We start from the raw sequence: 12,551 nt of genomic DNA on the forward strand, positions 1-12,551 counted from the left end.
CTGTCTCCTTCTTGTCTCTGCCAGTGTGGCGGTTCCGGCGTTGGGCCGGAGATGCGCCGCCTCAGGTGGCTGGTGTTCCTCGGGCCGCGCGCACGCTGTCGAAATAATCAAGGATGCGTGTGGGCAGCCATTCGATATGGCCCGCGAAGGGTAGCAGCGGCAACTGGCCCAGCAGACCCTCGCGTGGCGTCATGAAGCCGACATGGCCGCCGTGCTCGGGCTGTTCCAGCAGCACGTCGTCGCTGACCTCGCGTGGGCCCGGCAGATGCTGGCTGGGCAGGAACGGATCGTTGCGGGCGTTGAGGACCAGCGTCGGGATGCGGATCTCGCCGAGGATCGGCTTGCTCGATGCGCGCGCCCAGTAATCGTCGGTGTCGCGAAAGCCGTGCAGAGGCGCGGTCACGACGTTGTCGAACGCATAGAGATCGCGGCTGCCGAGCATCGTTTCCCGATCGTACAGACCCGGAAACTGTTCCAGCTTCGCCAGCGACTTGCGCTTGAGCGTCTGCAGGAACATGCGCGTGTAGATCATGTTGAAGCCACTGGACAGCGCCGCGCCGCCAGCGGCCAGATCCAGCGGCGCCGAGACGGCCGCGGCGGCGGAAAGGAAGTTCGCGCCGCGGCCTTCCTCGCCCAGATAGCGCAGCAGCGCATTGCCGCCCAGCGAGATGCCCACGGCGAGCATCTGTCGTCCCGGTTGCACCGTGTGGACCTGATTCCGCACGCGTTCCAGCACCCAGCGGATCTCGGCCGAGTCGCCCGAATGGTAGAAGCGCGGCGCGATGTTCAGTTCACCCGAGCAGCCCCGGAAATGCGGGATCACGCCTTGCCAGCCACGTTCGCGCAGCGCGGCCATCAGCGTTTGCGCATAGTGGCTGCGCGAATCGCCCTCGAGACCGTGGAACATCACTACCAGCGGCGCGCCCGGGGTGGTCGGGTGAGTGGTCCAGTCCAGGTCGATGAAGTCGCCGTCGGGGGTATCCCAGCGTTCGCGCCGGAACACGATGCGCCGATGGCGCGTGAAGCGTGCCGGCAGGATCGTCTGCGCGTGGCCACCGCGCAGCCACCATGGTGTTTGAAAGGCTTCGCCGAACAGCATGGCGTCTTGCGCGGGGATCAGTGCAGCGCCTGCCCCGGAGCCGCCGCCACGGCCGCTACCTGCACGGCATTCGCCGGGCTGCAGTGGATGTGGGCAAGGCGCCAGCCCTCGTGGTTCTGCATCAGCACGTAGGTGGTGTGCACGTAGAGGTCGGCCTCCACGCGGTCGGTGCCGAATCGCAGCGCTTCCGTCACGTCGAAGATCGACACGGCCAGCGACGCATGGCTGCTGGTCTCGATCGCATCGATCAGCACGGGCTGCTCCTCGAGCAAATGCGCGAATGCCTGGCGCAGTTGGTCGTGGCCGATCAGGCGCTGGCCATCGGGCATCACGCACGTGACAGAGTCTTCATCCAGCCACAGTCGCAACGCGCCATCGGCGTCGCGCAATTTCATGGCTTCACGGAAGGCATCGACGATGTCTTCGGCGGAATCGAACAGGCGGGCGAAACGAGGCATGTTGGATGAGTCAGGGGCGGTGCAGGAGCTTGCGCAGCTCGACAAATACCATTTCGGGCTCGATCTCCTTCAGGCAGCGCAGGTGGCCGAGCGGGCACTCGCGCTTGAAGCAGGGACTGCACTCGAGTTGAAGCCACATGATACTCGCTGCCTGTGACAGCGGGGGGGTGTGGCGCGGATCGCTGGAGCCGAAAACGGCTACCTGCGGCCGGTTCAGGGCGGCGGTGACGTGCATCAGGCCCGAGTCGTTGCAGACCGCGGCCTCTGAGAGCGCCAGCAGATCCACGGCATCGTCGAGCGATGTCTGACCGCACAGATTCCTGACGAACGGCGCGCCTTTGACGATCTCGTCGGCGATCTCGGCATCCTTGGCCGAGCCGAGCGCGATGATCTGCGCGTACGGGAACGAGCGGCGCAGCATCTGCGCCAGCGCGGCGAAGTGCGCGGCCGGCCAGCGCTTGGCCGGGCCGAACTCCGCGCCCGGGCAGAACGAGATCAGACGCGTGCCCGGCGCGATGCCGAAGCGCTCGGCCGTGGCGGCCATGCGCCTGGGATCGCTCTTGAGCTTCGGGTCGGGAATCGACTCGGGCAGGCGGGCGCCGGGTTTGAGCGCCAGACGCGCGTAGTGCTCCACCATCGGCGGCCGCTTGTCACGCGGCGGATTGGCGTGGCGCACGTTGAGCATGCCGAAGCGTGCTTCGCCCCGATAGCCGATGCGCAGCGGTATGCCGGCCAGAAACGGAATCAGCGCGGACTTCAGCGAATTGGGCAGCACGTAGGCCATGTCGTAGCCTTCGTGCTTGAGCTGTTGCGCGAACAGCAGGCGCGCGCTCAATTGCAGCTTGCCGTGTGCCAGATCGGTCGGGAAGACCTTGCCGATCTCCGGCATGCGCGCCAGTACGGGCGCCACCCATTTGGGGGCGAGCGCGTCGATCACCAGTTGCGGGTGACGGGCCTTGAGCAACGCGAACAGCGGTTGCGCCATCAGCGCGTCGCCGATCCAGTTCGGGGCAATGACGAGGGCTTTTCTCATATTGTGGGTATTGCGTGGCCCTGTGATGCGGTGCCCGGGCATGTCAACGCCCCGGGGCGCTGGGCGGCCCGGGGCGTCAGTTCGAAACGACAGGAATTGGCGAGGGCCGGGCGGGTCAGTGATGACCCTTCAGTACGGTGCCCGGCTTGAGCTTGTACACGGTGCCGCAGTACGGGCACCTGACCTCGCCAGTGTCCGCCACGTCCAGGAAGACGCGGGGATGGTAGTTCCATGCCGGGGTGTTGGCCGTGGGGCAATGCAGCGGCATGTCTTCTGCGCCGATTTCTACGACGGATGCGGTTTGAGTCATGGTGTTGCTTTTCTGTCTTGCAGGGATGTCGATTGGAAATGCAGGGTTGGCGCGGTCGATCAGACCAGCGTCAGCCACTTCTTGTACTTTTCGTCGGTGCCACCCACGGCCGCGAAGAACGCGTCCTGGATGCGCTTGGTAACGGGGCCGCGGCGGCCTTCGCCGATAACGCGGTCGTCCAGCTCGCGGATCGGCGTCACTTCGGCAGCGGTGCCGGTGAAGAACGCTTCATCTGCGCAGTACATCTCGTCACGCGTGATGCGCTTCTCGCGCACCTCGATGCCGAGGTCACGGGCGATTGTCAGCGTGGCGTCGCGCGTGATGCCGTCCAGGCACGAGGCCAGGTCTGGCGTGTAGATCACGCCGTTGCGCACGATGAACACGTTCTCGCCGGAGCCTTCGCTCACATAGCCTTCGGTATCCAGCAGCAGGGCTTCGTCGTAGCCCAGGCCGGTGGCTTCCTGGTTGGCCAGGATCGAGTTGATGTAGTAGCCCGATGCCTTGGCGCGCACCAGCGACACATTCACGTGATGGCGCGTGAACGACGAGGTCTTCACGCGGATGCCGCGCTCCAGGCCTTCCTCGCCCAGATACGCGCCCCAGGGCCAGGCGGCGATGGCCACATGGATCGTGTTGCCCTTGGCCGACACGCCGAGCTTCTCGGAGCCGATCCACACCAGCGGACGGATGTAGCACGACTCCAGATTGTTGGCGCGCACGACTTCTCGCTGGGCGGCTTCGAGCGTGGCCTCGTCGAACGGCATGGCCATCTGGAAGATCTTGGCAGAGTTGAACAGGCGGCGCGTGTGCTCCTTGAGGCGGAAAATCGCGGTGCCTTCCGGCGTCTTGTAGGCGCGCACGCCTTCGAATACGCCCATGCCGTAATGCAGCGTGTGCGTGAGTACGTGAATCTTTGCGTCACGCCACTCAATCAGCTTGCCATCCATCCAGATCTTGCCGTCGCGATCTGCCATCGACATGGTCGTCTCCCTCTGCAGCCCAGGTAAATGTCGCAAAGGCACCATTGTAAGCCGCGCGTCCTTGCGTGCCAACGAAGGGCGGCGGATAGAGCGTTCTACAATCGCACCTTCCGACCTTCTATCGTTCCGCAACCGCGTGTCCCACCCCGAACTTCCCGTCGAGCGTGCCGATCATGATGCCGATTCCGTCGCGGATGGCGGCTGGCAGGCCACGCTTGGCGCACTTGAAGCGTTGGCGGGGGGCGTGGATGAGGCCGCCGGCACCGGCGACGGACGCCGCCTGCTCTGGGCGCTGACCCTCGACGCCGACGGTGTGGTCGGGACGATCGAGCCGCTGGAGCAGACCCACGGGGCGCGTGGCTGGAGCAAGCCCAGGCCGGTGCCGCTGGCCCGTGTGGCCGAGGACGATACCCTGCCACCGTGGGATGTCCGCGTGGCCCGTGCCATTCGCCGCGACGCATCGCGCAACCGGCGTCACGTGCTGGACCGCGCCGCCGCCGTGGTGGCGCTGGTGGGGCATCCGGCCGTGGTGCTGTCCCATGCGCCGACGGTGCCGATGGAAGTGGTCGAGTCCGCGCCTTCGCTCGAGGCGGTGCGCGAGGGCGACCGCTACGTGCTGCGGATCGTGCCGCCGCTGCGCGAGGCGCTGGCCATGGAGGACTTCCTGCCCGCCGCCGCGCGTCAGGAGGCCGAATCGCTGCGCCAGATCACTGTGCTGCAGGATGGTCCGCGCCGGCTGCGCGTGGTCCGCTTCACGCCGGCGCAGCAGGGCGCGGCCAAGCTCATCGCAGGCGGACTCTCCGTGCCGGCCGATGCCCAGGCGCGGCTCGACAGCACGTTGCGCGCGCTGGCGGGCCACTTCCAGATTCACGCCGACAGCTCGGGCGAGGCACGCGAGCGCGATCCGGAGTCGCGGCTGCGTGCCGAGGTAGCGCCGGTTGGGCGCGGCATCAGCCTGCGGCTGGTGGTGACGCCGCTTGGCGTGCTCGGCCCCAGGCTCGCGCCGGGCCACGGCCGCGCGCAACTGATGGCGACGATTGGCGGCGAGACGCACGTGACGTACCGCGATCTCGATGCCGAGCACGCGCACGTGGCCGAGGTATTCGAGGCGTTGCCATTCCTCGTGCAGCAGGCCCCCGCTGGCGGCGAGCACACCTGGACGCTGGACGATCCCGAGGACGCGCTGACCGCCATCGAGGTGTTGCCAGGGCTGACCGGCGTGATCGATCTCGAATGGCCGCGTGGCCGTGAGTTGCGCGTCTTGCCGGCTGATATCGCGCAGCTTGCCGTCAGCGTGGAGACCGGCAGCGAATGGTTCAAGCTCGTGGGCGAACTGCGCGTGGCCGAGGGGCTGGTGATCTCGCTCGAAAAGCTGGTCGCGTGGGCGCATGGTCATGCGGGCCGCTTCATGCCGATGGCACACGGTGTCTACGTGGCGTTGACCCGCCAGTTGCGCGACCGGCTGCGCGATCTGGCCGGCGTGGGCGATGGCGTCCGCGACGGCATCCGCGTGCCGCTGGTCGCCGCGCCCTGGCTCGACGACGTGCTGGCTGGCGCCGGTATCGACCCCGACGCGCACTTCCGCACCCGCGTGAAGCAACTGCGCGCCGCGCGCGGTCACGATGCGCCGGTGCCGCCGACGCTGGCGGCGGAGTTGCGGCCGTATCAGATCGAAGGCTTCCGCTGGATGATGTCGCTGGCAGAGGCCGGCTTTGGCGCATGCCTGGCCGATGACATGGGCCTGGGCAAGACGCTGCAGTCGCTGGCCGTGTTGCTGGCGCGGGCGGCGGGTGGCCCCGCCCTGGTTGTCGCGCCAACCTCGGTCTGCGGCAACTGGGCCGCAGAGGCGCGTCGCTTCGCCCCGGCGTTGCGGGTCCACGTCTATGCCGAGGGCGACCGCGAGGCGATCGTCGGGCAGGCCGCCGCGCACGATCTGGTGATCGTCTCGTACAACCTGCTGCAACAGGCCCGCAAGGCCTTCTGCGATCGCCCCTGGCATACGGTCGTGGCTGACGAGGCGCAGTCGTTCAAGAATCCGTCCTCGCGCCGTGCACAGGCGATGTTCGCGCTGCCGGCCCAATGCCGCATCGCGCTTTCCGGCACGCCGGTGGAGAACCGTCTTGCCGAGCTCTGGGCCGTGATGCGCTTCTGTGTGCCGGGATTGCTTGGCTCGCTGGCACGCTTCAACGAGCATTTCGCGAATCCGATCGAGCGCAGCGGCGCACGCGATCCGCGTCAGCGGCTACGGCGCATGATTGCCCCGTTCGTGTTGCGCCGGACCAAGGCGCAGGTCCTCGACGAATTGCCGCCGCGCACGGAACTGGTGATTCGCGTCACGCCCGAGCCCACGGAGGCCGCCCACTACGAGGCGTTGCGCCGGCAGGCGCTTTCCGAGGCGGAACGGGCGCTGCTGCGTCCGCGCAAGGACAAGAGGGCGCCCGCGGCCATGACCGAGCCCGAGGCGCGCATCCATGTGCTTGCCCAGTTGATGCGGATGCGCCGTGCCGCGTGCGATCCGCGGCTGGTCACGCCCGATGTAGGGCAGCCCGGCGCCAAGGTGCGGGCATTCGCCGAACTGGCGGCTACGCTGGCCGCCAACGGGCACAAGACGCTGGTCTTCAGCCAGTTCGTCGATTTCCTGCAGATGCTGCGGCAGGCGCTCGTTGACGCGGGTCTGGCGTGGCAGTACCTCGACGGCGCGACACCGGCCGGCGAGCGCACGCGACGCGTGGCGGCATTCCAGGCGGGCGAGGGCGATGTGTTCCTGATCAGCCTGAAGGCAGGCGGGTTCGGCCTGAACCTGACCGCCGCCGACTACATCGTGATTGCCGATCCCTGGTGGAACCCGGCTGCCGAGGATCAGGCGATGGGCCGCGCACACCGCATCGGCCAGCAGCGGCCGGTCACGGTCTACCGGCTGATCGCGGCCGGCACGATCGAGGAGCGCATCGTCGATCTCCACCAGGGCAAGCGGGCGCTGGCGGACGGCGTGCTCGACGCGATGGATGGCGAGGCGATCGGCCGCGATGTGCCGTTGCCCGATGTCGATGAACTGGTAGGGCTGATACGGCGATGAGCGATACGCCGCTCAGGCACCAAACGGTATACAAAACGGCTCCCATGCATGGTGCATCGCACCATCAATCCGCCACCTGATTTCCCCTCATTTCCCTTTTTCTGCCTTGTTGCGGTGCATCCACCCTGGCACAAATACTGCCTTGTGGTCTGTGATGTTGTGAATATAGTATACCGACTGCTTCTCCAATCGCCCCCACAGACCGACCCACCGCCCCAAGCCTGATGGGCTCGGTCCAAGATGACAACGGAGCTACCGTGACCCTGCCAGACCTGTCTCCGGCTGACGCCGTTCAGCCCGAGGCGAGCTTTCATCCGGTTCACCAGGCGGCCGCGCAACTCGCGCGCGGCGAGACCACCGCGCAGGCGCTGGTCGATGCCTGCCACGCGGCCTGGGCCGCCCGCAATGGCGACATCAATGCAATGGTGCTGGCGGATTTCGAGGCCGCCCGTCACGCCGCCAGGCAGAGTGATGCGCGCCGTCGGGCCGGGCAGGCGCTCGGGCCGCTTGATGGCATTCCGTTCTCGATCAAGGAGTCCTTCGACGTGGCTGGCTGGCCGACTACCTGCGGCAGCCCCGCGCGGCGCGCGCATCAGGCCGGCAGCGATGCGGTGGTGGTCGAACGGTTGCGTGCCCAGGGCGCCGTGTTGCTCGGCAAGACCAATGTGCCGCTCGGGCTGCGCGACTGGCAGAGCTACAACGCGATCTATGGCACCACGCGTAATCCGCACGACCTGTCGCGCACGCCGGGCGGGTCTTCCGGCGGCAGCGCGGCGGCGGTCTGCGCCGGCATGAGCTATTTCGACATTGGCTCGGATATCGGTTCGTCGCTGCGCAACCCGGCGCACTATTGCGGGGTGTTCTCGCACAAGAGCAGCCACGGCATCGTGCCGCTGCGCGGCCACGGCAACGCAGCGGCAGGGTTTGCCGGGCAGGACATCAACGTGGCCGGCCCCGTGGCCCGGAGCGCGTATGACCTCGAACTGATCCTGCGTGCCATCGCCGGCCCCGACGCGGCCGAATTTCCCGCCTGGAAACTTGATCTGCCGGCGTGCGATCACGCCCGGCTGGCCGATTTTCGCGTGGCCGTGCTGCCCACGCATCCGTTGGCGGAGGTCGATGCCACGGTGAGCGGCGCGATCGAGGGCCTTGGTCACTGGTTGGTCGGGCAGGGCGCGCGCGTGGACTGGAACGTACGACCGGACTTCGATGCGGCAGCGCTTTGGCGCACCTATGTGCTGCTACTGCGCGCCACCACTTCGCTCTACATGGACGATGCGGCATTTGCCGACGCGCTCGCCAAGGCAGGAGATGCCGGCAACGACGATGACTACGCCACGCTGCAGTTCTCTGGCGCCACGCTGAGTCATCGCGACTGGCTATTGCTGCAACACGCGCGCGCCCGGTTCGCGGACGCGTGGGAGCGATTCTTCGCCGACTACGACGTGCTGCTGTGCCCGGCGGCCTCGACTACGGCGTTCCCGCTCGACGAGGCCGGCGAACCGTGGCAGCGGACGATCGACGTGAACGGCACGGCATGGCCGCTGACGTCGCAGTTGTTCTGGGCCGGCCATTCGGGGCTATGTGGATTGCCGTCCACGGTGGCGCCGATCGGTCCGGCCAGCGATGGGTTGCCAGTGGGCGTGCAGATCGTGGCACGCCGGTTTGGCGACCTGACATCGCTGCGGTTCGCGCAGCAGCTTGAGGCAGCCGGCCACGTGTTCCGCCAGCCGCGCGCCTGACACGCAAGTTCAAAACGGTAAAAGGGGAGAAAGACCATGCTGGACTGGTTCAGAGAGTTGTCGCGCGCCGAGCGCAAGGGGTTCTACGGCGCCTTCCTGGGTCATGCGGTCGACGTGTTCGACTTCATGATCTATTCGTTCCTGATTTCCACGCTGCTGGCCCAGTGGGGCATGAGCAAGTCGATGGCGGGCGCCATCGTCACGTGGACGCTGGTGTCATCACTGATCGGCGCGATCGGCGCGGGACTGCTGGCGGACCGCTTCGGCCGCGTGCGTGTGCTTCGCTGGACGATTCTGGTGTTCGCGGTGTCGTGCTTCCTGTGTGGTATCTCCACCTCGCCCGAACAGCTCATGATGTTCCGTATGCTGCAGGGGCTGGGTTTCGGCGGCGAGTCGTCGCTGTGCATGGTGCTGGTGACCGAGCTGATCCGGAATCCCGCGCACCGCGGCAAGTACTCGGGCTTCACGGCCAGCAGCTATTCGTTCGGCTGGGGTGGCGCGGCCATTGCCTACGCGATCACGTTCAACCTGTTCGAGCCGGAAATGGCGTGGCGCGTCTGTTTCTTCCTGGGCATCCTGCCGGCGCTGGTGGTGGTCTACCTGCGCCGTAACCTGCAGGAACCCGAGGTCTTTCTCAAGAGCCGCGCGGAACGCGGCAATGTATCGGCGGCCGCCGATCTCGCGCGCGTGTTCCGGGGCCCGCTGCTGCGCAAGACCGTGCTGTGCAGCCTGCTTTCGGGCGGGATGCTGGGCGCGTATTACGCCATCGCCACATGGCTGCCGACGTTCCTGAAGACCGAGCGCGGCCTGTCGGTGTTCGGCACGAGTTCCTATCTGGCGGTGACGATCCTTGGCTCGCTGGTGGGCTACGTGGCCGGCGCGTACGCAACGGACCGCTGGGGACGACGCCTGACCTACATGGCATTCGCGGCGGGCGCGTTCGTGATGGCGATGATCTACATGGTCATCCCGGTGTCGAACACGTCGATGCTGTTCCTCGGCTTCCCGCTCGGCGTGCTGATGCAGGGCGTGTTCTCGGGCATCGGCGCGACGATCTCCGAGTCGTATCCGAGCAGCATCCGTGCCACGGGCTATGGTGTGTCGTACAACCTCGGCCGCGTGATCGGCTCGTTCTTCCCGCTGGCGGTAGGTTGGCTCAACAGCGGCCGCACGACGCTGGCGCTGGCGATCGCGATGGTGGCGGGCGTTGGCTATGCGCTGGTGATGGTGTCCGCCGCGATGTTGCCGGAAACGTCCGGTATCGATCTGGGCCAGGCTGGTGGCGGCGATGACGGCGAGGCGAAACAGCAGGCCGCGGCCGAGCCCGTGACGGTGGCGCCGACCGCCGGACGTCCCGCCTGAAACCGGGATGCCGACGCCCGCGGATTGACCCCGAAACAACACTTTTAAGCCGCCACTTACCAGCGGCTGTCACACGCCTATAATGGCTCTTTCGCTGTCGGCCACGCACTGCGTGGCCGATGGTCCTTCAAGACGGCCAAGCCACGACAGACGGGCTGCCGTTGCGTCTCCTCTTCACATCCAAGTCATGACACCCCGACCATTGTCCCCGGTGTGGCAGCGCCTTTGGCACCGCTTCGCCGAGGTGGAGCGCGATGCCTTTCTCGAAGGCGCGCGCTTCTTCGCCCGTTTCCAGCCCGCGATTTTTTCCTGGGGGCTGGTCACAGGGGTGGCGATGAGCAAGTCGGCGCTGACCGTGCCGGAGGCGATTGGCATGTCGCTGCTGGTCTATGCGGGGTCCGCGCAACTGGCCGTACTGCCGCTGTTCGCCGCCGGCATGCCGATCTGGACCGTGCTGCTGACCAGCGCCGTGGTCAACTTGCGTTTCGTGATCTTCAGCGCGGCGCTACAGCCGCATTTCAGCTACCTGCCGCTATGGCGCCGGACCGTGCTCGGCTTCTTCAATGGCGACCTGCATTTCGTTTACTTCATGCAGCGCTACACCGAGCCGGGCTACGCGCCGGGCAAGGAAGGGTACTTCTGGGGCATGGCGCTCTTCAACTGCGTCACGTGGCAGGTATCGTCGGTCATCGGCATCCTGCTGGCGAGCCTGTTCCCCGATAGCTGGGGGCTGGCGCTGGCCGGCATGATGGCGCTGATCCCGGTGATGGTTTCCACGATCAATTCGCGTTCGACGATGCTGGCGGTGGCGGTGTCCTCGGTGCTGGCGCTGCTGTGTTTCGACCTGCCGTACCGGCTGGGACTGGTGGTGGCGGTTATCGGGGCAATCGCGGCGGGCATGGCCAGCGACGAGATGGCCGCTCGCGCCACGCTGCGTGGCATCCGCGCGCGCAAGTCCGCGCAACCCCAGGCCGGAGATCAGGCATGAGCCATCTCGAAATCTGGATCTCGATCATCGGCATGACGCTGGTCACGATAGTGACGCGCGCGCTGTTCCTGATGGCGGGCGAGCACGTGACCGTTCCTGATCGTATCCAGCGCGCGCTGCGCTACGCGCCAGCCGCCGCGCTGGCAGCGATCATCCTGCCCGAGTTCCTGAGCTTCGAAGGGCATTTCTCGTTCTCGCCGACCAACGACAAGCTGATGGCCGGCATTGCGGCCACCGCCTGCTATCTGCTCACGAAGCGCATGGTTGGCATGATCGTCGTCGGCATGGGGGTCTACACCGCGCTGCGCCTGCTCGGCTGACCAGGCCGGCAGCGCCGGCCCCGAACCGGCTACTGGGCTGCCACCGGCCTGCTACCGGCCTGCTATCTGGCGGGTTCGGCCAGCACGCTGCCCAGTCGAGTAAGCAGGTGAGCCAGTTGCGCCTGCGTGCTCGTGTTGGTCTTGGTGAAGATCGACTTGAGCTGGGACCGGCCCGTCTCGCGCTTGATGCCGAGCTGGATGCTCGCCTCCGGCAGGCCGATGCCGGTGGTCAGCAGCGCGGCGAGCCGCGTTTCCGCTGGCGTCAGACCGTAGAGGTCGCGCAGCACGGTGGGCACCGCCCGCGGCGTGCCGTGGCTTTCGTGAATCGCCACCAGCAGCGGCTGCCCGAGACATGCCGAGGACAGCGGTGTGCCCGGCGTCAGTCGCATCGCGACGATCTGGGCCTCGTGGCCGTCCGTGCTCACGGCGTGAATGGCGCCAGCCTCCAGCGGCGCGCCCGCATCGGTGAGCCCGCGCATGATTTCGTGGAACGGCTTCGAGAGCCGCCAGCCTTGTCCACCTGGTGCCGGCGTGCCGTCGGCGGTGCCGTCCGCACGTATCGGCATCAGTCGGCCGATCCAAGGCTCGCCTGCCGCATTCGCCAGTAGTGGCTCGCCATCAGCCGTGAAGACGATCACGCCGAATGGCAACTGGTTCAGCAGATTGGCTGACACGCGGCCGTGCGTGCTGGCGGCCTGCGCGCGGTCGCGCATGGCCACTGCTTCGCGCAGGTGCGGAATGATCCAGTCCAGCGCGCGGGCATCGGCTTCCAGAAAACCATCGGCGCCGGCCGGGCGCTGCAGCGACAGGTAGATCTCGTGGCCGGGCTGCCGGTCGATCAGGCAGGTCATCATGGAAGCGGGTGCGACGCCGGCAATGTCCTCCTGCGGAAAGGCGCCGAGGGTTGCAGCGAATCCCGTGTCGCGTCGATGAATGAACCAGCCGCCCACGTTCAGCCGTTCGCTAAAGGAAAGCGTTTGCGGCGAATCGTGGGGCGTTGCCTGCGAGGCAAGGGTGGCAAGCGCGGCCGTCTGCCGCACGCGCACATTGCCGCTTGCGGGATCGAAAACCAGGAGCGAGGCGCGCTCGCTCTGGCTGAGGTCGCATAGCGCGGACAGGCTGCGCTGCCACGCCTGCGGTTCCAGAACGCCTTGATAGAGACCACGAATGGTCTCGTGCATGT

Annotated in this window: 11 protein-coding genes; 5 read left to right on the forward strand and 6 right to left on the reverse strand. The window is 66.9% G+C overall.

All coding sequences use genetic code 11. The annotated features are described in order from the left end of the window. Positions 1-61 precede the first annotated feature (61 nt). From B2246_RS28050 to B2246_RS28070, 5 genes are all read right to left on the reverse strand, one after another. The gene (locus tag B2246_RS28050; protein ID WP_186425976.1) at positions 62-1,099 is read right to left on the reverse strand and encodes a YheT family hydrolase; all 1,038 of its coding nucleotides are present in this window, start codon (positions 1,097-1,099) and stop codon (positions 62-64) included. Between the two features lie 17 nt (positions 1,100-1,116). Further along, positions 1,117-1,557 (reverse strand): YybH family protein, encoded by a 441-nt coding sequence (locus B2246_RS28055; protein ID WP_035881404.1) that lies wholly within the window; start codon positions 1,555-1,557, stop codon positions 1,117-1,119. 10 nt (positions 1,558-1,567) lie between these two features. Further along, positions 1,568-2,590: a lipopolysaccharide heptosyltransferase II gene (waaF, locus tag B2246_RS28060; RefSeq protein ID WP_008652635.1), complete on the reverse strand. Its 1,023-nt coding sequence runs from the start codon at positions 2,588-2,590 to the stop codon at positions 1,568-1,570. Between the two features lie 115 nt (positions 2,591-2,705). Continuing rightward, the gene (locus tag B2246_RS28065; RefSeq protein ID WP_008652632.1) at positions 2,706-2,900 is read right to left on the reverse strand and encodes a zinc-finger domain-containing protein; all 195 of its coding nucleotides are present in this window, start codon (positions 2,898-2,900) and stop codon (positions 2,706-2,708) included. A 59-nt stretch (positions 2,901-2,959) separates the two neighbouring features. Further along, entirely contained in the window at positions 2,960-3,880 is a 921-nt protein-coding gene (locus B2246_RS28070; RefSeq protein ID WP_011515363.1) for a branched-chain amino acid transaminase, read from the reverse strand. Between the two features lie 136 nt (positions 3,881-4,016). Here B2246_RS28070 and B2246_RS28075 point away from each other — a divergent pair, with 136 nt between their 5' ends. From B2246_RS28075 to B2246_RS28095, 5 genes are all read left to right on the forward strand, one after another. After that, positions 4,017-6,956, forward strand: coding sequence for a DEAD/DEAH box helicase (locus B2246_RS28075; protein WP_411860058.1), 2,940 nt, complete (start codon positions 4,017-4,019; stop codon positions 6,954-6,956). Positions 6,957-7,180: 224 nt separating this feature from the next. Then, on the forward strand, positions 7,181-8,698 hold the full coding sequence (locus B2246_RS28080; RefSeq protein WP_286879613.1) for an amidase: 1,518 nt from the start codon (positions 7,181-7,183) through the stop codon (positions 8,696-8,698). Between the two features lie 36 nt (positions 8,699-8,734). Continuing rightward, complete coding sequence (locus B2246_RS28085; protein WP_286879614.1) at positions 8,735-10,060, forward strand: MFS transporter; 1,326 nt, start codon at positions 8,735-8,737, stop codon at positions 10,058-10,060. Positions 10,061-10,247: 187 nt separating this feature from the next. After that, positions 10,248-11,048, forward strand: coding sequence for an AzlC family ABC transporter permease (locus B2246_RS28090; protein WP_035881407.1), 801 nt, complete (start codon positions 10,248-10,250; stop codon positions 11,046-11,048). After that, positions 11,045-11,368 carry an AzlD domain-containing protein gene (locus B2246_RS28095; protein WP_008652154.1) on the forward strand — a complete coding sequence of 108 codons (324 nt, stop codon included), beginning with the start codon at positions 11,045-11,047 and terminating at the stop codon, positions 11,366-11,368. The genes B2246_RS28090 and B2246_RS28095 overlap by 4 nt, the downstream gene beginning before the upstream one ends. A gap of 62 nt (positions 11,369-11,430) precedes the next feature. Here the strand turns inward: B2246_RS28095 and B2246_RS28100 are convergent, their stop codons facing one another. Further along, entirely contained in the window at positions 11,431-12,549 is a 1,119-nt protein-coding gene (locus tag B2246_RS28100; protein ID WP_286879616.1) for a helix-turn-helix transcriptional regulator, read from the reverse strand. Between the last annotated feature and the right edge of the window lie 2 nt (positions 12,550-12,551).

Origin of the sequence: Cupriavidus sp. UBA2010, assembly GCF_002335265.1 — a bacterium.
GTDB classification, from domain to species: Bacteria; Pseudomonadota; Gammaproteobacteria; order Burkholderiales; family Burkholderiaceae; genus Cupriavidus; species Cupriavidus metallidurans.